A 19226-nucleotide genomic window follows, 5' to 3' on the forward strand; every position below is an offset into this window, starting at 1 on the left:
TCCTCCGCAAATCGTCAAAGTGCCGCCACGCGCGGCTCTCGTTGGCTAATTAAGCTGGCCGGCGCGTTCGATGGCGTCGTTGACCACCAGCACGTTGCGCGCCATGCGTTCCGAAGCGGCGTCGATCATCTTGCCGTCGAGCGCGGCGGCGCCTCTGCCCTGCGCCTCGGCTTCCTTCAGCACCTCCAGGATGCGGCGGGCGCGCGTGACTTCCTTCTCCGGCGGCGAGAACACGTCGTTGGCCAAAGCAATCTGCGAGGGATGGATCGCCCATTTGCCTTCGATGCCGAGTGCGGCGGCGCGCCGGGCGGCCGCCTTGTAGCCTTCCGGATCGGAGAAATCGCCGAACGGCCCGTCAATGGCGCGCAGACCATAGGCGCGGCAGGCGACCGTCATCCGCGACAGGGCGAAATGCCACTGGTCGCCGGGATAGTCGGGGTTGAGGCCGCCAATGTTGACGGTGCGCGCCTTGTTTGAGGCAGCATAGTCGGCAACGCCGAAATGCATGGCTTCCAGCCGGCCGGGCGTCGCGGCAATAGCCTCGACATTGGCCATGCCGAGCGCGGTCTCGATCAACGCCTCCAAACCGACACGGGTCTTGAATCCCTTGGCCATCTCGATCTGGTTGACCATGGCCTCGACCATGTAGAGATCGGCCGGCACGCCGACCTTCGGCACCAGGATCGTGTCCAGCCGGTCGCCGGCCTGTTCCATGACATCGACGACGTCGCGATACATGTAGTGGGTGTCGAGCCCGTTGATGCGCACCGAGACGGTCTTGCCCTTGGCGCGCCAGTCGATGTCGTTGAGTGCCTGGATGATGTTCTTGCGGGCGCGTTCCTTGTCGGGCGGAGCGACAGCGTCCTCGATGTCGAGGAAGACGAAGTCGGCGGCGCTGTTCGCCGCCTTGTCGATCATCTCCGGGCTGGAGCCGGGAACCGCCAGCTCGCTGCGCTGCAGCCGGAGCTTCTTGAGGTGGTTGATGGTGTGGCTCATCGTCTCTCCCCTCAGGCGGCTTCGGCGACCGGTACCGCGGCCGAGGCGCGGAAATGCTCGATGGCGGCGCCGACACCGGAGCCCGGCACCAGCCGCACGCCGCAATCGAGCAGCGCCATTTCAGCTGAGGATAGCGAGGCCAGCACCATCACCTCGTTCAGCCAGCCGAGATGGCCGATGCGGAACACCTTGCCGAACACCTTGTTGAGGCCGCCGCCGAGCGACGTCTGGTAGGCCTGGTAGGCGCGCTTGACGACGTCGCCGCTGTCGATGCCATCCGGCACGAGAATGGCGCTGACAGTGTCGGAGTGCCATTTCGGCGCCTTGGCGCACAGCTTCAGCCCCCAGGCACCGACCGCCTTGCGCACGCCTTCGCCGAGGCGATGGTGGCGCGCAAAGATATTCTCAAGCCCTTCATCGGCGATCAGGTCGAGCGAGGCACGCAGGCCGCGCAGCAATTGCGTCGCCGGTGTGTAGGGGAAATAGCCGGCATCATTGGCGCGGATCATGTCCTCGAAGGAGAAGAAGCAGCGGCGGTGGGTGGCGGTCCTCGACGCCACCAGTGCCTTCTTGCTGACCGACAGGAAGCCGAGTCCGGCCGGCAGCATGAAGCCTTTCTGCGAACCGCTGACGGCGCAGTCGACGCCCCATTCCTCCTGGCGGAAGTCGATCGAGCCGATCGACGAGACGCCGTCGACAAAAAGCAGGGCAGGGTGGTTCGCATCGTCGAGCGCCGCGCGGCAGCCGGCAACGTCGCTGGTGACGCCTGTCGCCGTCTCGTTCTGGGTGCAGAAGATGACCTTGATGCGGTGCGTCTTGTCCGCCTTCAGCCGCTCCGCATAGAGTTCGAGCGGAACGCCGGTTCCCCATTCGCAGTCGATCACGTCGACCTCGAAGCCGAGCCGCTCGGCCATGTCGACCCACAGATGCGAGAACTGGCCGAAGCGCGACATCAAAACGCGGTCGCCAGGGCTCAGCACATTGGTCATCGCCGCTTCCCAGGCACCGGTGCCGGAGGACGGGTAGATGAAGACGCGGCCAGTCTCGTTCTTGAAAACGCGTTTGATGTCCTCGAAGAGCGGCAGGGTGAGGCCGGGGAAGGTGGCCGCGCGCATGTCCTCCATCGGCAGGTTCATCGCCTGCCGCACCTGCTCGGGAATGTTTGTGGGTCCTGGGATGAAGAGATGAGTGAACCCAGCCATGCGCGAACTCCTCCGATCGTTTTGGATTGTGGAGGAAGTGTCGCGTCGATGCGGCCAGCCAACAACACCTTGCCGGGTAAGTAGTTGGCCCGCGCGGGTGGGGTGCTCCTACCCGATTGGCCTACCCGATAGGTGATTTGGGGCTTCGTCGCTTCTCGCTCGAATAGAGCGCGACCGCCATGGCGCGGTTGCGGACATCCAGCTTGTCGTAAAGATTCTTGAGATGGTATTTCACCGTATTCTCTGAGATGCCGGTCCGGGTCGCGATCTGCAAATTGGTCCAGCCATCGGACAGCACCGCCAGCAATTCACGCTCGCGCACGGTAAGCCGGGACAGAGGCGTGTCGTTGACCTTGTTGATGTCGATATAGGGAATGCAGATGCGGCCGTGCGCGACCGCCAGGATCGTGTCGAAGATGATGGCGGGATCGTCGAACTGGAAGCAGTAGCCCTGAGCCCCCAGGCGCACGCACTGTTTCAGGATGCCGATGTCATGGTCGTTTGAAAAGACGGCGATGCGAACGTTGAGCTTGCTGCCCTGGACCTCGGCCAGGACGTCCGCGCCGTCCATGTCGGAGAGCTTCCAGCCGATCACGGCGACATCGAACTCCTGCGCCGTGGCAAGCTCCAGGAAATGCCTGCCGCTTTGTACCGAGGCTAAAAGTTCGAAACGCCCATCGCATTCCAGCATTTCGCGCAGAGCCGATATGACGAGCGGATTGCGTTCGGCGACGACCACACGAACGCGCCGCTCTTCGATTGCCTTGTTCTCTGTCCGCGACCTGATCTTCAAGGGCTTCCGGCTTTTTGTTGCGGCCTTACGGGTTCTGGCGATGCCTGGACCTGCGTCATGGCAATTCTGCCCCAATGGCGCGAGGGTGCTCTTTCCCCAGCGACATCAGCTGTCGCGCCGCCGGAAGCCGAGGGCTGCCTTCTTTTGATGAAATCGACAGTCCGTGCGCGCATGACAACACGGCATCGGCGAAGTCCGACGTGAGCGGGCAAGCATGCGTTTGGCCTAGGATTTCCGCGCGTTAGAAGACCATGTTGCGAAGTTGAAGCGTGGCGGGCCGACGTCGCTTTTGCACAGGCACCGGACCGAAAAACCGGTTTCCACTTTGCGGACTGATGGTCTAGACCTGATTTGCACCTTTTCCGGGATTCTGATGGCGGGAGGCGCTGGTGGAAGGCCAGGACGAACGGATGACGGGCGCCAGGGCCGCCGACGAGCACCACGCCGACATCTATGGCGAGGACGGTGCCGTCCTTTCGTCCTTCCTCGCCCAGATTGGTGCGGCGATCGCCGACCGCGACACGCTGACCCTCAAGCGTGAAGTCGACGACCTGCATCAGTCGGAACTTGGCGATCTCATCGAGGCGCTGCACCCCGAACAGCGGCGCGCGCTGGTCGAGCTGCTGGGCGCCGACTTCGATTTTTCCGCGCTGACCGAGGTCGACGAGGCGATCCGCATGGATATCGTCGACAACCTGCCCAATGCGCAGATCGCGCAGGCGGTGCAGGAACTCGATTCCGACGATGCGGTCTACATCCTCGAAGACCTCGAGCCGGAAGACCAGGACGAGATCCTGTCGCAACTGCCGTTCACCGAGCGTATCAGGCTGCGCCGTTCGCTCGACTACCCGGAAGAGACCGCCGGAAGGCGCATGCAGACCGAGTTCGTCGCGGTGCCGCCCTTCTGGACGATCGGCCAGACCATCGACTACATGCGCGAGGACAAGAACCTTCCCGAGCGGTTCAGCCAGATCTTCGTCATCGATCCGAGCTTCAAGCTGCTGGGCGCCATCGATCTCGACCAGATCCTGCGCACCAAGCGCGCGGTCAAGGTCGAGGAAGTCATGCATGAGACGCGGCACGCCATCCCGGCCACCATGGACCAGGAAGAGGCGGCGCGGGAATTCGAACAATACGACCTCTTGTCGGCCGCCGTCGTCGACGAGAACGAGCGGCTGGTCGGCGTGCTGACTATCGACGACGTCGTCGACGTCATCCAGCAGGAAGCGGAGGAAGACCTGCTGCGCATGGGCGGCGTCGGTGACGAAGAGCTCTCCGACAGCATTCTGGCGACCTCGCGCTCGCGCGTTCCCTGGCTGCTCGTCAATCTCTTGACCGCATTTTTGGCGGCATCGGTGATCGGCCTGTTCGACCACACGATCGAACGGATCGTGGCCCTCGCCGTGCTGATGCCGATCGTAGCCGGCATGGGCGGCAATGCCGGGTCGCAGACCATGACCGTCACCGTGCGGGCGTTGGCGACCAGGGATCTCGACATCTACAATGCCGGCCGCATCATCCGCCGCGAAATGGGCGTCGGCTTCATCAACGGCCTCGTCTTCGCCATCCTGATCGGCATCGTCGCGGCGGCGTGGTTTCGCGATCCAAATCTGGGCGGCATCATCGCCGCGGCGATGATCATCAATATGTTCGTGGCGGCCCTTGCCGGCATCCTGATCCCGCTGCTGCTCGATCGGTTCAAGGTCGATCCCGCGGTCGCTTCGGCGGTCTTCGTCACCACGGTCACCGATGTCGTTGGATTCTTTGCCTTCCTCGGCCTCGCGAGCTGGTGGTTCGGCGTCCGGTAAGCGTCTCAATTGACTTTTACGTAAATGCCGTGCGAGGCTCGTGCGGGGTGCCGCGTCGATTCCGGCGGGCAAGGGTTTGGTTCGGGACAGATGGGCGACGCGCACGGCGATCACCCGGAATTCCGGCATGGAGTGACAATGCGGGAATATTATTCGATCACCGAACTGACCCGCGAATTCGACGTGTCGACGCGAACGCTGCGTTTCTACGAAGACGAGGGACTGGTGCAGCCGGTGCGGCGCGGCCGCACGCGGCTGTTTCGACCGTCCGACCGTCATCTCATCCGGCAGATCATGCGTGGAAAACGGCTCGGCTTCTCGATCAACGAGATCCGCGAGATCATCCAGATGTACAAGGAGCCGCCCGGCGAGGTCGGGCAGCTCAAGCTGATGATCAAGCGCATCGAGGAAAAGCGCGAGGATCTGAGGCAGAAGCGCCGCGACCTCGAGGAGACGCTGGCCGAACTCGACCAGGCCGAAGAGTCCTGCGTCGAGCGGCTGGTCGAGCTCGGCGTCAATACCTAGCGCCACTCAAATCCAGCGCCGCACTCTTTTTGCATAGTCGCGGTATTTCTTGCCGAATTTCGCCGCCAATATCTTTTCCTCGCGCTCGATCGCGACCTTCTGGGTGACGAAGGCGGCGACGAAGGCAAGCAGGAAGAACCAGGCGATGCCGGAGACGAAGGCAACGCCGATCAGCATCAGCGTGTTGGCTAGGTACATCGGGTTGCGGGTGACGCCGAAGGGGCCGGTCGTGACGAGATGGTCGGGCACGGCGTTGGGATTGAGCGTTGTCCTGGCCCGTATCATGGTGCGGATCGCGGTGAACCAGAGGACGGCGACAGCGAACAACGCAACCCAACCGGCGGCAAACAGGATGTCGCCCAACAGGTCGCCGATCCAGGGCAGGGGGACGTAAAGGCCGAGCACGACACTGATGAGGATGGCGGCGACGTAGATCACCGGCGGCCACGGTATCAGCCCAGGCTTCGGCTCGGTCCCAGGCTTCGGCTCGATCATTGCGTCCCTCCCTCCGTCATCTTGTCCTCGGTCTTGGCGGTACACGTTGCGGCAAGATCGGACAGATGCGCCCTGAAGTCCGCAGTCTGGTCGTTGTTGTAGAGCCGATCAAGAGAGCCTTCACCTTCGAGAGTCTCGAGCATACAGCCGCAATAGCTCGAACAGAAGGTTGCGTTTCGCATCTGCTCGCACGAGCGCTGGCAGGTTTTCAGGAAATTGACCCGCGGGGGTCGACCTGCGCGGGCATCACTTGCGAGAACAGCCAGACGCAACCGATCAGCAGCGGCTGATGGATCAGGTAAAAGGCCAGGCTGTGGCGGCCGATGAAGACCAGAGGATTGGCCCAGCGGCCTGGCACGAGGCTCGCCAGACGTGCCCGTATTCCGGAAGCGGACGCGAGTTTCGCCGCCCCGAGGCCGAGAAGCACGGCGCCGAACCATGGAAACAGCGGCACATAGTCGTTGGAGCGCGGATTGATCGCGGACAGGCCGATCCACCACAGCCAGGGATGATCGAGGGCCTCGAAGCGCAGGTAGATGGGCGCGGCGATGACCAGCGCAGCCGCAACAAGCGTCAGCAGCGCCGGCAGGCGCAGGAAGGCGAGGCCAAGCAGGCTCGCCAGCGCGATCTCGTGTAGGATGCCGAAGAAGATGAATCCGTCGGGCGTGGCGATGCGGGTAACGACCGAGATGGCGACCGCCGCGCCTGCAACCATGGCGAACCGCTTCCAGAAACCGTTCCAGCGGATTTGTCGGCCATGGGCGAGATAGAGGCTGACGCCGACCAGGAACAGGAAGGTCGAGGCGATGCAGCGGGCGTAGATCCTCCACCAGCCGAAGGCGGTGAGACCAGGGTCGGTGTAACCGAAGAATTCCAGGTCCCAGGTGAAGTGGTAACTCGCCATCGCGATCAACGCGATGCCGCGCACGATGTCGATGGCGACGATGCGCTTCGATGGCTCCGGAACGGGTGCGGTCGGCGTGTGGATGCTCATGGTCTCGCGATCTGATTCAGCCCCTCCAAGACGACTATCACGGTTGCACCGGATAGAAGAAGACCGGTCGCCCTGGCCCGGACCGCGCGGCGGAGCCCGCGCCAGCCGCCGGGTTGGGCCAGCGCGGGAAAGCCTTTGACCGGCTTCGCTTTTTGCCGGGTGTGCGTCGGTTTCCTCTTAATGGGCCTGAAATGTCCACGCCAGATTTGGCGCCGCGATTCTGTTTGGGGAAGCAATGTCCACCCATGTCCGCCATCCGATCTGGCTTCCGGCCCTCAAGGCCGCGGATGCGCGCACCTTCGCCTCGCTCTACGCAGTCGAATCCTTCGCCCGCGCCATGGTGTCGAGCGTCATCCCGATCCAGGCCTACGAAATCCTGCACAATGAGCAGATCGTCTCGATCCTCTACACCGTCGTGTCGCTGCTCGGCCTGTCGGTGACCCTGTTCATGCCGATGCTGATCCGCCGCTTCGCGCGGCGCTGGGTGTACACCGCTGGCGCCTGCCTGCTCGCCATCGGCTCGCTGTTCTTCGTTACCCATACGCTCGCCGGGCAACTGGCCGGCATGCTGTGCCGTGTCATGGGCGCCAGCGCGCTGTCGATCACACTCAACCTCTACATCATGGACCACATCCGCAAGACCGATTTCATGCAGGCCGAATCGCTGCGCATGGCGTGGTCGATGGTTGCCTGGACCTGCGGGCCGACGCTGGGCATCTTCCTCTATGCGCATTTCGGCATCTATGCCGCGCATGGCGCGGTGGCGGTGTTTGCCATGGCCTTGCTGGCGCTGTTCTGGACCTACCGGCTGGGTGACAACCCGTCGATCCGCCCGGGCAAGACGCGGCCGGCCAATCCGCTCGCCAATATCGGCCGCTTCGTGGCGCAGCCAAGGCTCAGGCTCGCCTGGCTGATCGCCTTCGGCCGCTCCTGCTTCTGGACGACATTCTTCGTCTATGGGCCGCTGTTCATGGTCATCACCGGGCAGGGCGATATCGCTGGCGGCCTGCTGGTCTCGGCCGGCAATGCGCTATTGTTCATGGCCATCTTCTGGGGCAAGGCGGGAAAACGCTTTGGCGGCCGGCGGACGATGACGTTTGCCTATTTCGCCATGTCGGCATCGCTGCTGGCCGCCGGCACGATCGGAGCGACGGCACCGTTGCTGACCGGCGCCTTCCTGTTGTGCGGCGCCTTCTTCACCATCGCGCTCGACGCGCTGGGTTCGACCGCCTTCATGCGCTCTGTACGTTCCTATGAGCGGGCGCAGATGGCGGCGGTCTACCGCACCTATCTCGACTTTTCAGAACTCACGCCGCCGCTGGTCTATTCGGTGGTGCTGGCTTTCTTCGGGCTGGGATCGGTGTTCGTCACGCTCAGCCTGCTGGCAGCGTTTTGCGGCTTCATGACCTGGCGCTATCTGCCGAAATCCCTCTAATCAGGGCAAAGCGCCGCATGGCGCTCGCGCACCCAATTGTGGAAGCGGTGCAAATCATATTCCTCGGGCATCAGCACGCCGGATGTATGGCGCATCGAGCGCAGGCCCTTCTGGTTGACCTCGCAGATCGCGGCGTCCTCCTCCAGCACCTGTGTGCCAAAGGTGATGATGTTGTCGATATCGGTCTCGGCGAGCGCCTCGGGCGCGAACAGCCACTCCGCGACAAGCTCCGTCTGTTCGGGACCGAGCGGCACCAGCCGCACGGTCCTGACATAGTCGACATGGCCGACGATGAACATCGAGGGCAGGCTGGTGGCATAGGTCTGACCGACGGCGCGTTCGGCTGGCGTCAGCCCCGAGAAGACCGGCCCATGCGCCTGGCCGTCACGCGACCAGGTCTGGGCGCCTGCGCGCAGGCCGCCGGAAAACTCCGGCGCGTCATTGTCGGCGTGGCGAACCCATTCGGGATCGTCCTGCCGGCTCATCAGGCCGCGGCCATAGATCGGCACCAGCCGCGACAGGTCCTTGTGGACGCCCGGACAGTGCAGGCACTCGTTGAAGTTTTCCCAAAAGATCTTCCAGTTGCAGTTCATGACCTTGCGCAGCACATGGCCTGAGACCAGCGATTCGAGCGGCCAGTTGCCGAGGTTGCCGGAAGCGGGATCGAAAGAGGATAGCGCCGAGCCGGCGGCATCTTCAGCAAGATTGACGAAGACGAAACCCCGCCACACCGAGAGCGCGACGCGATAAAGCGGGTGATCGGCCTTTTCGAAGCCGTCAGGCAGCGATTTCGACGGCACGCGCACCAGGTCGCCGCGCAGCGAGTAGGACCAGGCGTGATACGGGCAGGTTATCAGCCGCGCTTTCAGGCGGCCCTCGCTCTCCTGGCAAAGCTGCGAGCCCCGATGGCGGCAGGTGTTGTGGAAGGCGCGCAGCTCACCTGTGTCGTCGCGCAGCACGAGAATGTCCTGCGTGCCGATGCGGAATCGGCGGAAGGTTAGCGGCTGCGCCAGATCGGCCTCGCGGCAGACGAGCAGCCAGTCTCTGTACCAGATGGCGTCGAGATCACGCTTATAGCTCTCCTGGCCCCAATATGCCGATGAGGGCAGCGTCGGCTCGGCACGGGTCAGCCCGTTATAGGGATCGCGTTCGCTGGCATTGGGCTGCATGGCGGGCTTCCTGTGAGGCTTGCCAGCCGACACCCGGCCATGAAGTTTGTCAATCAGGACGGGATGAGAGCGGCTTTGCCGATACGACGCTCCTGCGCTGGCGGCTGTCGGAATTTGGTTTGCCGCGCGCGGCGAATTTCCCTATAGTCACCAACGTCGTCGGTTCCTTTTTGGGAGCCAAGAGGGAATGCGGTGCGGGCGGGGTTTCGCCCAATGCCGTGGCTGCCCCCGCAACTGTGTGCGGTAGTCCTCTCCATATGCCACTGAAGGTTTTCCTTCGGGAAGGTGGGGAAGGGCGCTTATCCGCGAGCCAGGAGACCTGCCGGCGACAGGAAACTGACTTCGATGCCCTCGGGTGGAGGGTGAAAGGACAAGACATGACTACCGCTACCGTCTCCCTCGGCGCCTCCGTCTCCTCGCAGTCGCGCTTCATGCAGCTCGCGCTCGCGGCGCTGCTCGGCATCTTCGTCGTCGGTTTTGTCGGCTTCTCGCACATCGATGCGGTCCACAATGCCGCCCACGACTATCGCCACTCGATGGCGTTTCCCTGCCACTAACGCGGATATGACATCATGAATCTGTTTCGCAACGTCGTGTTCATCGCGGCGATCGCGGGGCTCGTGGCCGGTGTCGTTCTCGCCTGCATGCAGGCCTATGCTACCGTGCCGCTGATCCTCAAGGCGGAAGTCTACGAAAAGGCCGGGGGCGGCCATCACCACGACCATGGCGCGGCGCCCGCCGCAACCGATACCGGCGCCGTGAGCACGGCCGTTCCGGCAGGCAATGCCATGAGTTCCGCCGCGCCGGCAGCGGACGCAGCCGCTCCGGCGGCGGAGGATGAAGGCTGGGCGCCGGCCGACGGCTTCGAGCGTTTCGCCTTCAGCGTGCTTGCCAATATCGTCACCGGCATCGGCTTCGCATTGGTCTTGGTCGCGGTTTCGGAATTCGCGGGCGGCGTCGGCAACTGGCGCCAGGGCATTTTCTGGGGTCTGGCCGGCTTTGCCGTGTTCACACTGGCGCCTGGCCTCGGCCTGCAGCCGGAGCTGCCTGCAATGCCGGCGGCCGACCTTCTGCCGCGCCAGATCTGGTGGTCGGCAACGGTGGCGGCAACCGCTATCGGCCTTGGCCTGATCGTGTTTCGCAGATCGCTGCCGTTGACCATCCTCGCGGTCTTGTTGATCGTCGCGCCGCATGTCATCGGCGCGCCGCAGCCCAACAGCTTCGAGACGCCAATCCCGGAAGGCCTGCACCATCAGTTCGTGGTGGCGGTGACGGTGACAAATCTGGTGTTCTGGCTGGTGCTCGGCGCGGTCGTCGGCGTGGTGCGCGGGCGCTTCACCGGCACGGCGACCAGCCTTCGCGACAGCTTTGCCTGATCTGGGCAAGCTGACCTTCATCATCGGTGGTGCGCGCTCCGGCAAGAGCGCGCACGCCGAAACCCTGGTGACGGCATTGCCCCCGCCATGGGCCTATATCGCCACGGCGCAAGCCTATGACGACGAGATGCACGAGCGCATCGCGCTGCACCGCTCGCGGCGCGGCGAGGGCTGGTCGACCATCGACGCGCCGCTCGACCTTGCCGAAGCGCTGGAGGCCTTGCCGGATGATCAGCCGGTGCTTGTCGACTGCCTGACGCTGTGGCTGACCAATCACATGCTGGCGGAACACGACGTCGAGGCGGCGTGCCGACGGCTGGCGGACGTGCTGTCGCGGCCGCGCGGGCCTTGGTTCGTGGTGTCGAACGAGGTCGGGCAAGGCATCGTGCCCGACAATGCGCTGGCGCGGCGTTTTCGCGACGACGCCGGCCGCCTCAACCAGCGGGTAGCCGCGGCGGCCGATACGGTGCTCCTTATGGTGGCGGGGCTACCGCTCAAGGTGAAGTGAGATGACCGAAGACAAGGACGAAGAACGCCATCGCGCCAAGATGGCCAAGCGCAAGGCGGTGCAAGACGCCGAGGTCGCGGGCAAGACGATCGAGAAGGGACTGCTGATCGTCAACACCGGCCCCGGCAAGGGCAAGACCACGGCTGCCTTCGGTCTCGCGCTGCGCATGCTCGGCTACGGCAAGCGCGTCGGCGTCGTCCAGTTCATCAAGGGCAAATGGCACACCGGCGAGAAGGACGCTTTCGCCGCCTTTGGCGACCGGGTCGTCTGGCACGCGATGGGCGAGGGGTTCACCTGGGAAACGCAGGATCTGAAGCGCGACATCGCGGCCGCCGAAGCCGCCTGGGCCAAGGCGCTGGAATTGATTGGCGACCCCTCGATCAGCCTTGTCGTGCTCGATGAACTCAACATCGCGCTGCGCTACGATTATCTCGATCTCGACAAGGTGGTTGCCGCGCTCAAGGCTCGCCGCGAGGGCCTGCACGTTGTCGTCACCGGTCGCAACGCGAAGCCGGCGCTGGTCGAGGCGGCGGATCTGGTCACCGAGATGGGGCTGACGAAGCACCATTTTTCCGCCGGCGTAAAAGCGCAGCAGGGCATCGAGTTCTGAGATCTGTTGTCCCCTTTTGAGGGTAAGCATTCAGTCTAGTCGACAATGCTCCCAGCGGGGCTCCCTTCCTTTCCCTCCGGAGGGGGAAAGGTGGCGCTGCGAAGCAGCGACGGATTGGGGAAGGCGGTTAATGCCGGCCGCAGACTGGCAAGCGCGATCCGGCGGGTGCGAAAACGCGACTGCCGAGCAGGTCGACCCCCACTCCGTCTCGGCTTCGCCGAGCCACCTCTCCCCCGATCGACGGGGGAGAGGAAGGCGTGAACCTGTTGCAGCCCGGCTCCCTTCCTCACCTTGGGGTGAGAACGCAAAAGGGGAGGTCAGGTCACGCCAGAGCCGCGATGACCGAAATCAGCCCAAACAGGCCAATCAGCAAATAGTCGGCGACACGATAAAGTTGCAGCGCCTGCCGGATATCGCCGCTGTCGACATCGCGTCGTCCGCCTTCGCCCATGAAGACGTCGTCGACCATGACGCCGCCATAGCTGCGCGGCCCGGCGAGCGCGAGGCCAAGTGCGCCGGCCATGGCCGCTTCCGGCCAACCGGCATTGGGCGAGCGGTGTTTTTTCGCGTCGCGCCATACCGCCTGCCAGGCATTGCCGGGGTCGGTGCCCTTGACGAGGAAAGCCGCCAGCACGATCAGCACCGCCGTCAGCCGTGATGCCGGCAGATTGATCCAATCGTCGAAGCGCGCCGCCGCCCAGCCGAAGGCCTCGTGGCGCGGGGTGCGGTGGCCGATCATCGAATCGGCGGTGTTGGCGGCCTTGTAGGCGGCGCCGCCGGCAAGCCCGCCGACACCGGTCCAGAAGGCGGGGGCGACGATGCCGTCGGAGAAATTCTCCGCCAGGCTCTCGATCGCCGCGCGGCAGACGCCGGCGCGGTCCAGCGTTTCGGGATCACGGCCAACGATCCGCGAGACGGCGGCTCGACCCATGTCGAGGCCTCCACTGTCGAGCGCGTCAGCGACGGCTTCGACGTGTTCGTAAAGGCTTTTCTGCGACAGAAGCGATGTTGCCAGAAGGACGGCAAGGATCAATCCCAAGGGGACGAACCAGAGGAGGACAAGCTGCACGCAAAGACCTGCTGCCGCCGGCACCAGCACGATGACGAGAAGCGCCTGGACACCACGTTGGCGACGCAGCGCGTCGGGATCAGTGGCGCGGTTGAGCCTCAGGTCGAGAAAGGATATCAGCCTGCCGAACCACGTCACCGGATGGCCGATGGCGCGAAACAGCCAGTCGGGATAACCGAGGGCGAATTCGACAACCAATGACAGGAAAGCGATCAGGACTGACATGAAGCTTCTTGAAGGAGCGGTGGACCATGGTGGAAGTCTTGGCCGGGCAAGGACGCTTTTCCCTAATGCCGTGCTGCCTTTCGTCGACCTCTCGACCGGTATCAATCCGCACTCCTACCCGCTTTTCGACCTGCCCGCCACCTCCCTGTGGCGATTGCCGGAGGCCGCGCGTGGGCGCGAGCTGATAGAGATTGCGGCCACGACCTATGGCGCGCCTTCCGCGGGAAACGTCGTGGCGGCGCCTGGTACGCAGATCCTGCTGCCGCGCGTGGCATCGTTGGTGCGGCTCGGCAAGGCAATGGTGCTAGCGCCGACCTATGCCGAACACGCCCGGGCGGCGGTGATTGCCGGGCACGAGGTGGTCGAGGTCGGCGATTTCGCGGCGCTGGCCGAGGCCGACCTGGCCATCATCGTCAATCCGAACAATCCGGATGGGCGCGTTATCGAGCGCGACCGGCTGCTGGCGCTGGCCGCCAAGCTGCGCGCCAAGGGCGGGCTGCTGGTCGTCGACGAGGCGTTCATGGATGTCGGCCCGCGCGAACACAGTCTCGCCGGCGATGTCGGCCAGGGCGGCATCATCGTGCTGCGTTCCTTCGGAAAGTTCTTTGGTCTGGCCGGCCTGCGGCTTGGGTTCGCACTTGCCGATGCGCCGACGGTCGAGCGGCTGGAGACACAATTCGGACCTTGGGCCGTCGCCGGACCGGCGTTGGAATATGGCATCCGCGCGCTCGCCGATCTCGGCTGGCAGGATGCGATGCGGGCGTCGCTGGTGGATGCGGCGGTGCGGCTCGATGCGCTGTTCGGCCGCTTCGGCGTTCCCGTCGCGGGCGGCACTACATTGTTCCGCTATCTCAGCCTCCCCGATGCCGGCGGCCTGTTTTCCGCGCTTGGCGAGAGCGGCATCCTGCTCCGTCATTTCTCCGACCGGCCGCATGTCCTGCGCGCCGGCCTGCCGGGGAGCGAGGAGGAATGGCGCAGGCTCGAATCCGCGCTTGCCGATTGGGCGTCGCGGCGCGAGGATCGGTCGAAAGGTTCGAAACCATGATCCATGTCTGCTCGCTGGCGAAGATCGAGGAAACGGTGGCCAGGACCGGCGCCGACCGCATGCTGTCGTTGCTTGCCGCCGGGACGGATGTGGTGCGTCCGGCCTCGATCCCAAGGGAAAATCATCTGCATCTGGTCATGCACGACATTGCGGTGGCGCAGGACGGCATGACCATGCCGGGCGAGGAGCATGTGCGCAATCTGCTTGATTTCGCGCGCCGCTGGGACCGGGCAAAACCGATGGTGGTTCACTGCTATGCCGGCATCAGCCGTTCGACGGCTTCGGCCTACATCATCACCGCGGCGCTGGCGCCTACGCGCAATGAGCTGGAACTGGCGCAGACGTTGCGCGCGCTGTCGCCTTCGGCGACGCCCAATCCGCGACTGATCGCGGTGGCCGACACGTTGCTCGAGCGCAATGGCCGCATGATCGAGGCGATCGAGTCGATCGGGCGAGGGGCCGACGCCTTCGAAGGCACGCCGTTCGCACTCAAGATCGACGTGTAGCTCTTCGACCCGGTTGGAGATTGGCCGAGACCTGCCCGGCATCGTCATCCACGGGCGGAGCAGGAGCGAAGCTCCGTCGCGGAGACCCGAGGATCCATGCCGCGACCTCAGTCGCAGCGTGCAGCGGCCCAGAATTCTGCACCGTCGCAGCGCTTCCGAGTCCCGGCATGGATCCTATGGTCTGCGCCGCGTCGCTTCGCTCCTTGCTCCGCCATGGGATGACGAAAGACAAGGCTTCGGCCCATTCTGGAAGGGCGAGGGGTGCCATTGAATGGTGCAGCTACCTCAGCCACTCCGCGAGCTTTGCCTTGCGCACGTCCCGCAGTAGGTTGATGAAGCCGTCGGCCTGATATTGTGCGGTCAATCGGCCTTTCTCTGCCGTTGCAATGCTGGCGTCACCGACCACGCCATTCGGATTGAGATCCCCGGCGATCCAGGCGAAGGCATGCGTGCCGGTGTGACGCAGCAGCGAGAAGTCCTTCTCGGCCTTGGCGACATTGGAAATGAAATTGTCGGCCTTGCCCATGTCGACGAGATCCGGCCGGAAATGCAGCATCAAAGAGGTCTCGACATCGCCGCCATGGATGCCGTGGCGATCCTCGAGCTCGGTGTACATGCCGGCCGGGCGGCCGAAGCGCTGCCAGCTGGTCTTCACCGCCAGCATCTTTTCGCGCACGCGCAGTTCGCGCGTGACGATGCCCATGATCTCCTCATTGCCGCCATGCGAGTTGACGACGATGAGCTTGCGCACGCCGGCGCCCGCGATCGACAGGCCAAGCTCGGTCCACGCCTCGATCAGCGTCGTTGCCGGCAGGGTCAATGTGCCCGGCGCGTGCAGATGCTCATTCGACTTGCCCACCGCCTGGACCGGCAGGATACGGATGTCGAGGTCCTCGGGCAGGCGTGCGATGACCGTGTCGAGCATGCCGTTCATGATCGAGGTGTCGGTCGACACAGGCAGATGCGGCCCATGCTGCTCGATCGCCGCGACCGGCAACACCGCTATCGTCGCCTCGGGATCGATCGAGGCATATTCTGATGTCCGGTAGTCGCCCCACCAGACGCGTCTTTTTGCTACGGTCATGTCATGTCTCTTCAATGGTCAGGGCAGACCTAGCGCGACAGAGCTTGTCTGTCGATCACCCGGCCGCGATAGCCTCGACCTCGACCTTGAATTCGGGCCTGGCAAATCCGGAAACGATCATCAGCGTCGAGGCCGGCGCCGGGCTGGAGAACATACGGTCACGGACCTCCATATAGGGCCGCAGATGCGCACGGTCGGTGACGTAAGCGTTGATGCGAACGATATCAGGCAACCCCAGCCCGGCTTCGCCCAGGATCGCCGCGATGTTCTTGAAGCAGAGTTCGGCCTGCGCGCCGGCGTCTTCCGGTATCTGGTCGTCCGCCGTGATAGCGACCTGGCCCGAGCACAGCACCAGGCGCTTGCCGGCCGGCACCTCGACGCCGTGGCTGTAACGGGCAAAGGGCGGCTTGATCGATTTCGGGGTGAGAAACTTGAACATGGCAATCTCCTGGATATCGTCAGCCTAAGGCCGGATGCATTGCACCATCAAGATGGCGGTGCATGTCGCCCGTGCGATTGTGGACAGGCGTTCAAAAAATAGGCACGATGCCCTTCGGTGCAGCACGACCTTTCCGGCTTTCGCAGATGCTGTGGTGCAGGCGGGCGGGTCCCGGTGCGCGACGCCGGTGGCATGTGTCTTGCTTCTTGAATCTTTGGTGTCAAGCACGGCGCGCAACGCGCCGGTGCAAATAAAGGGCGGTGTCAATGTACGTGAAACAGAAGATTTCGGTGGCGGTCGTGGCTCTGCTTGCGGCGAGCACACTGGGCGCGGCGGCGAATGAAAAAGTCACTTTCGGCACCAACTGGCTCGCCGAGCCGGAGCATGGCGGCTATTATCAGGCCGTGGCGGATGGCACCTATGCCGCCTGCGGCCTCGATGTCACCATCATGCAGGGCGGCCCGCAGGTCAGCGGCCGGCCGATGCTGCTCGCCGGCAAGATCGATTTCTACATGGGCGGCAATTTGCTGTCGGCCTTCGATGCCGTTCAGCAAGGCATCCCGATGCGCGTGGTGGCGGCGGATTTCCAGAAGGATCCACAGGTCATCATGTCCCACCCCGGCGAGGGGCTCGATAAATGGGAAGACCTGAAGAACGCCGAGCAGTACATTCTGGGCGATGAAGGTGCGCAGACCTTCTTCCAGTGGATGGTCATCGAGCTCGGTTTCGACGCTTCAAAGCGCGCGCCCTACACCTACAACACCGCTCCTTTCCTCGCCAACAAGAAGTCGATCCAGCAGGGCTACGTCACCTCGGAGCCGTTCGCGGTCAAGAAGGAAGGCGGCTTCGTGCCGAACCAGTTCCTGCTCGCCGACTATGGCTGGGACACCTATTCGACCACGATCGAGGTGATGCAGGACACGATCGACAAGAAGCCCGAGGTGGTCCAGTGCTTCGTCGATGGCTCGGCCAAGGGCTGGTACAAATACCTCTACGGCGACAACAAGGCCGCCAACGACATGATCAAGAAAGATAATCCTGACATGAGCGACGAGCAGATCGCCTTCTCGATCGAGCAGATGAAGAAGTTCGGCCTTGCCGATTCCGGCGACACCGAGAAGCTCGGCATCGGCGCCATGACCGATGCGCGGATCAAGAGTTTCTACGACAAGATGGTCAAGGCCAAGGTCACGCCTGCAGGCATCGACATCACGAAGGCCTACACGCTGGCCTTCGTCAACAAGGGCGTCGGGCTTGAGCTGAAGAAATAGGCCGGTCCCGGCATGATGAGGGAGAAGGTGGCGCAAGCGCCGGCCTTGGACGTCGCTCCGACCTTGCTGGCGCTGCGCGGTGTCGGCAAGGTGTTTTCCAATGGCGTGACGGCGCTCAGCGATGTCGACCTGACGATACGGGAAGGCGATTTCCTCAGCCTGCTCGGGCCGTCGGGCTGCGGCAAGTCGACGGCGCTGCGGCTGATCGCCGGCCTGTCGACGCCGACATCAGGCGTGCTCGACTGGCGCGGCGGCGGCTCGCTCGACCGTGCCAATATCGGCTTCGTCTTCCAGGAGCCGACGTTGCTGCCCTGGGCCAGCGTCTTCGACAACGTCTGGCTGCCGCTCAGGCTGAAAGGCATTTCTCGCGCCAAGGCCGCACCAGCGATAACGGAAATGCTGGCGCGCGTTCACCTCACCGGGTTCGAGGATGCGGTGCCGCGCGAGCTGTCCGGCGGCATGAAGATGCGTGTCTCGATCGCACGCGCCATGGTGACCAAGCCGCGCGTGCTGTTGATGGACGAGCCGTTCGCCGCGCTTGACGAGATCACTCGCTTCAAGCTCAACAACGACCTGCTGGAGCTGTGGCAGGACGAGCGCTTCACCGTCGTCTTCGTCACCCACAGTGTGTTCGAAAGCGTGTTTCTGTCCAACCGCGTCGTCGTCATGGCGGCGCGGCCGGGCAGGGTGTTCGGCGAACTCGCCATAGAGGCATCCTATCCGCGCGACGAGGCATTCCGCACGTCGCCGGATTATGCAGCGCTGTGCCGGCAGGCCTCCGACGTTCTGGTCAATGCCATCAATTCAACGGCGGGCTCGCATCATGACGGTCATTGACGGCACGTTGAAACTCGACCCTGAGGAAGCGCGGCGCGTGCGCCAGGAGCGGCTCGAGCGGATCGGCCGCTGGGTGCTGCCCCTGGCGATCATGATCCTGGCAATCTGGCTTTGGGACCGCATCTGCGTGTGGAACGAGATTCCGCAGTACATCCTGCCGCGACCCGGCGTGGTGCTGTGGACGCTCTACAACGATGCCGGCCTGTTGTTCTCCGCACTGCTGGTCACCTTGCGCATCACCTTCCTCAGCCTGCTCCTCGCGGTTGTCGGCGGGGTCGGGCTGGCGGTCTTGTTCGCGCAGTCGAAATGGGTGGAGATGTCGTTCTTCCCGTTCGCCATCGTGCTGCAGGTGACGCCGATCGTGGCGATCTTTCCGCTGATCAACATCTATGTCGACAATCAGACGACCAAGCTTCTGCTCTGCGCCTGGATCGTCGCCTTCTTCCCGATCCTGTCCAACACCACGCTTGGCCTCAACTCCGTCGACCGCAATCTGCGCGACCTTTTCAAGCTCAATGGTGCGACGCGCTGGCAGCAGCTGCGCTATCTCAGACTGCCGGCGGCGATGCCGTATTTTCTCGGCGGCCTGAAGATTGCCGGCGGCCTGTCGCTGATCGGCGCCGTGGTGGCCGAGTTCGTCGCCGGCGCCACCGGCCAGTCGTCGGGGCTCGCCTCGCGCATCATCGAAGCCGGCTACCGGCTGAATGCGCCCAGGCTGTTCGCTGCGCTGTTCCTGATCTCGCTGACCGGCATTCTAATCTTCCTCGTGCTATCGCTGATTTCGCATCTTATTCTCAGGCGCTGGCACGAAAGCGCGCTGAAGCAGGAGCGGTAGTGCC

Annotated in this window: 20 protein-coding genes, 1 pseudogene and 1 riboswitch; of the genes and pseudogenes, 12 read left to right on the plus strand and 9 right to left on the minus strand. The window is 63.8% G+C overall.

Features of this window, described 5'->3' with window-relative positions:
- Window positions 1–45 precede the first annotated feature (45 nt).
- The 3 genes from EJ077_RS12085 to EJ077_RS12095 all read right to left on the minus strand — a co-directional run bounded on the left by EJ077_RS12085 (window position 46) and on the right by EJ077_RS12095 (window position 2991).
- A complete protein-coding gene (locus EJ077_RS12085; protein WP_208702212.1) occupies window positions 46–996 on the minus strand; it encodes an HpcH/HpaI aldolase/citrate lyase family protein in 951 nt (316 codons plus the stop codon).
- Between the two features lie 11 nt (window positions 997–1007).
- Window positions 1008–2198 carry an aminotransferase class V-fold PLP-dependent enzyme gene (locus EJ077_RS12090; RefSeq protein WP_208702214.1) on the minus strand — a complete coding sequence of 397 codons (1191 nt, stop codon included), beginning with the start codon at window positions 2196–2198 and terminating at the stop codon, window positions 1008–1010.
- Window positions 2199–2319: 121 nt separating this feature from the next.
- On the minus strand, window positions 2320–2991 hold the full coding sequence (locus EJ077_RS12095; RefSeq protein WP_127871736.1) for a LuxR C-terminal-related transcriptional regulator: 672 nt from the start codon (window positions 2989–2991) through the stop codon (window positions 2320–2322).
- 389 nt (window positions 2992–3380) lie between these two features.
- On the opposite strand from EJ077_RS12095, the gene mgtE reads away from it, so the two are divergent.
- Both mgtE and EJ077_RS12105 read left to right on the plus strand, forming a co-directional pair.
- Window positions 3381–4799 (plus strand): magnesium transporter, encoded by a 1419-nt coding sequence (gene mgtE / locus EJ077_RS12100; protein ID WP_208702216.1) that lies wholly within the window; start codon window positions 3381–3383, stop codon window positions 4797–4799.
- Window positions 4800–4937: 138 nt separating this feature from the next.
- The gene (locus tag EJ077_RS12105; protein WP_006203215.1) at window positions 4938–5324 is read left to right on the plus strand and encodes a MerR family transcriptional regulator; all 387 of its coding nucleotides are present in this window, start codon (window positions 4938–4940) and stop codon (window positions 5322–5324) included.
- 6 nt (window positions 5325–5330) lie between these two features.
- Here the strand turns inward: EJ077_RS12105 and EJ077_RS12110 are convergent, their stop codons facing one another.
- Window positions 5331–5819 carry a methyltransferase family protein gene (locus tag EJ077_RS12110; RefSeq protein WP_208702218.1) on the minus strand — a complete coding sequence of 163 codons (489 nt, stop codon included), beginning with the start codon at window positions 5817–5819 and terminating at the stop codon, window positions 5331–5333.
- A pseudogene (locus EJ077_RS12115) lies at window positions 5816–6813 on the minus strand (heparan-alpha-glucosaminide N-acetyltransferase). The gene EJ077_RS12110 and the pseudogene EJ077_RS12115 overlap by 4 nt, the downstream one beginning before the upstream one ends.
- Before the next feature lie 235 nt (window positions 6814–7048).
- On the opposite strand from EJ077_RS12115, the gene EJ077_RS12120 reads away from it, so the two are divergent.
- Window positions 7049–8248 (plus strand): MFS transporter, encoded by a 1200-nt coding sequence (locus EJ077_RS12120; protein ID WP_208702220.1) that lies wholly within the window; start codon window positions 7049–7051, stop codon window positions 8246–8248.
- On the opposite strand, the gene EJ077_RS12125 is transcribed toward EJ077_RS12120, so the two are convergent.
- A complete protein-coding gene (locus EJ077_RS12125) occupies window positions 8245–9417 on the minus strand; it encodes an aromatic ring-hydroxylating oxygenase subunit alpha (protein ID WP_208702222.1) in 1173 nt (390 codons plus the stop codon). The genes EJ077_RS12120 and EJ077_RS12125 overlap by 4 nt on opposite strands.
- 143 nt (window positions 9418–9560) lie before the next feature.
- A riboswitch (cobalamin riboswitch) is annotated at window positions 9561–9759 on the plus strand.
- 35 nt (window positions 9760–9794) lie between these two features.
- Here EJ077_RS12125 and EJ077_RS12130 point away from each other — a divergent pair.
- The 4 genes from EJ077_RS12130 to cobO are packed head-to-tail and all read left to right on the plus strand — an operon-like array spanning window position 9795 to window position 11911.
- Window positions 9795–9974, plus strand: a complete 180-nt coding sequence (locus EJ077_RS12130) for a CbtB domain-containing protein (RefSeq protein ID WP_127280551.1) — start codon at window positions 9795–9797, stop codon at window positions 9972–9974.
- 15 nt (window positions 9975–9989) lie between these two features.
- Window positions 9990–10793, plus strand: a complete 804-nt coding sequence (locus EJ077_RS12135) for a CbtA family protein (RefSeq protein WP_208702224.1) — start codon at window positions 9990–9992, stop codon at window positions 10791–10793.
- The gene (gene cobU, locus EJ077_RS12140) at window positions 10786–11301 is read left to right on the plus strand and encodes a bifunctional adenosylcobinamide kinase/adenosylcobinamide-phosphate guanylyltransferase (RefSeq protein WP_208702227.1); all 516 of its coding nucleotides are present in this window, start codon (window positions 10786–10788) and stop codon (window positions 11299–11301) included. The genes EJ077_RS12135 and cobU overlap by 8 nt, the downstream gene beginning before the upstream one ends.
- Window position 11302: 1 nt before the next feature.
- Entirely contained in the window at window positions 11303–11911 is a 609-nt protein-coding gene (gene cobO, locus EJ077_RS12145; protein WP_208702229.1) for a cob(I)yrinic acid a,c-diamide adenosyltransferase, read from the plus strand.
- Between the two features lie 322 nt (window positions 11912–12233).
- On the opposite strand, the gene cbiB is transcribed toward cobO, so the two are convergent.
- On the minus strand, window positions 12234–13205 hold the full coding sequence (gene cbiB / locus EJ077_RS12150; RefSeq protein WP_208702231.1) for an adenosylcobinamide-phosphate synthase CbiB: 972 nt from the start codon (window positions 13203–13205) through the stop codon (window positions 12234–12236).
- Here cbiB and cobD point away from each other — a divergent pair.
- Together cobD and EJ077_RS12160 are read left to right on the plus strand one after the other, a co-directional pair.
- Window positions 13204–14250, plus strand: a complete 1047-nt coding sequence (gene cobD / locus EJ077_RS12155) for a threonine-phosphate decarboxylase CobD (RefSeq protein WP_208702233.1) — start codon at window positions 13204–13206, stop codon at window positions 14248–14250. The genes cbiB and cobD overlap by 2 nt on opposite strands.
- Entirely contained in the window at window positions 14247–14756 is a 510-nt protein-coding gene (locus tag EJ077_RS12160; protein ID WP_208702235.1) for a tyrosine phosphatase family protein, read from the plus strand. The genes cobD and EJ077_RS12160 overlap by 4 nt, the downstream gene beginning before the upstream one ends.
- A 280-nt stretch (window positions 14757–15036) precedes the next feature.
- Here the strand turns inward: EJ077_RS12160 and EJ077_RS12165 are convergent, their stop codons facing one another.
- Both EJ077_RS12165 and EJ077_RS12170 read right to left on the minus strand, forming a co-directional pair.
- Window positions 15037–15840, minus strand: coding sequence for a creatininase family protein (locus EJ077_RS12165; protein ID WP_208702237.1), 804 nt, complete (start codon window positions 15838–15840; stop codon window positions 15037–15039).
- A 55-nt stretch (window positions 15841–15895) separates the two neighbouring features.
- Window positions 15896–16279: a RidA family protein gene (locus EJ077_RS12170; protein WP_135866623.1), complete on the minus strand. Its 384-nt coding sequence runs from the start codon at window positions 16277–16279 to the stop codon at window positions 15896–15898.
- 266 nt (window positions 16280–16545) lie between these two features.
- On the opposite strand from EJ077_RS12170, the gene EJ077_RS12175 reads away from it, so the two are divergent.
- Genes EJ077_RS12175 through EJ077_RS12185 form a run of 3 tightly spaced genes read left to right on the plus strand, consistent with a single transcriptional unit; the run spans window position 16546 to window position 19222 of the window.
- Window positions 16546–17550: an ABC transporter substrate-binding protein gene (locus EJ077_RS12175; protein WP_127277990.1), complete on the plus strand. Its 1005-nt coding sequence runs from the start codon at window positions 16546–16548 to the stop codon at window positions 17548–17550.
- Window positions 17551–17562: 12 nt separating this feature from the next.
- Entirely contained in the window at window positions 17563–18387 is an 825-nt protein-coding gene (locus EJ077_RS12180) for an ABC transporter ATP-binding protein (protein WP_208702239.1), read from the plus strand.
- A complete protein-coding gene (locus EJ077_RS12185; protein ID WP_127871556.1) occupies window positions 18374–19222 on the plus strand; it encodes an ABC transporter permease in 849 nt (282 codons plus the stop codon). The genes EJ077_RS12180 and EJ077_RS12185 overlap by 14 nt, the downstream gene beginning before the upstream one ends.
- Window positions 19223–19226: the final 4 nt, after the last annotated feature.

The organism is Mesorhizobium sp. M8A.F.Ca.ET.057.01.1.1 (assembly GCF_003952565.1).
GTDB lineage: Bacteria > Pseudomonadota > Alphaproteobacteria > Rhizobiales > Rhizobiaceae > Mesorhizobium.

Bases quoted from the DNA above. Each gene is read 5' to 3' on its own strand.
- cbiB (WP_208702231.1), bottom strand. From the start codon at position 13,205: ATGTCAGTCCTGATCGCTTTCCTGTCATTGGTTGTCGAATTCGCCCTC.
- EJ077_RS12180 (WP_208702239.1), top strand. From the start codon at position 17,563: ATGATGAGGGAGAAGGTGGCGCAAGCGCCGGCCTTGGACGTCGCTCCG.
- EJ077_RS12085 (WP_208702212.1), bottom strand. From the start codon at position 996: ATGAGCCACACCATCAACCACCTCAAGAAGCTCCGGCTGCAGCGCAGC.
- cobD (WP_208702233.1), top strand. From the start codon at position 13,204: ATGAAGCTTCTTGAAGGAGCGGTGGACCATGGTGGAAGTCTTGGCCGG.
- EJ077_RS12170 (WP_135866623.1), bottom strand. From the start codon at position 16,279: ATGTTCAAGTTTCTCACCCCGAAATCGATCAAGCCGCCCTTTGCCCGT.
- EJ077_RS12125 (WP_208702222.1), bottom strand. From the start codon at position 9,417: ATGCAGCCCAATGCCAGCGAACGCGATCCCTATAACGGGCTGACCCGT.
- EJ077_RS12135 (WP_208702224.1), top strand. From the start codon at position 9,990: ATGAATCTGTTTCGCAACGTCGTGTTCATCGCGGCGATCGCGGGGCTC.
- EJ077_RS12105 (WP_006203215.1), top strand. From the start codon at position 4,938: ATGCGGGAATATTATTCGATCACCGAACTGACCCGCGAATTCGACGTG.
- EJ077_RS12175 (WP_127277990.1), top strand. From the start codon at position 16,546: ATGTACGTGAAACAGAAGATTTCGGTGGCGGTCGTGGCTCTGCTTGCG.
- EJ077_RS12160 (WP_208702235.1), top strand. From the start codon at position 14,247: ATGATCCATGTCTGCTCGCTGGCGAAGATCGAGGAAACGGTGGCCAGG.
- EJ077_RS12130 (WP_127280551.1), top strand. From the start codon at position 9,795: ATGACTACCGCTACCGTCTCCCTCGGCGCCTCCGTCTCCTCGCAGTCG.
- EJ077_RS12165 (WP_208702237.1), bottom strand. From the start codon at position 15,840: ATGACCGTAGCAAAAAGACGCGTCTGGTGGGGCGACTACCGGACATCA.
- EJ077_RS12110 (WP_208702218.1), bottom strand. From the start codon at position 5,819: ATGATCGAGCCGAAGCCTGGGACCGAGCCGAAGCCTGGGCTGATACCG.
- EJ077_RS12090 (WP_208702214.1), bottom strand. From the start codon at position 2,198: ATGGCTGGGTTCACTCATCTCTTCATCCCAGGACCCACAAACATTCCC.
- EJ077_RS12185 (WP_127871556.1), top strand. From the start codon at position 18,374: ATGACGGTCATTGACGGCACGTTGAAACTCGACCCTGAGGAAGCGCGG.
- EJ077_RS12120 (WP_208702220.1), top strand. From the start codon at position 7,049: ATGTCCACCCATGTCCGCCATCCGATCTGGCTTCCGGCCCTCAAGGCC.
- cobO (WP_208702229.1), top strand. From the start codon at position 11,303: ATGACCGAAGACAAGGACGAAGAACGCCATCGCGCCAAGATGGCCAAG.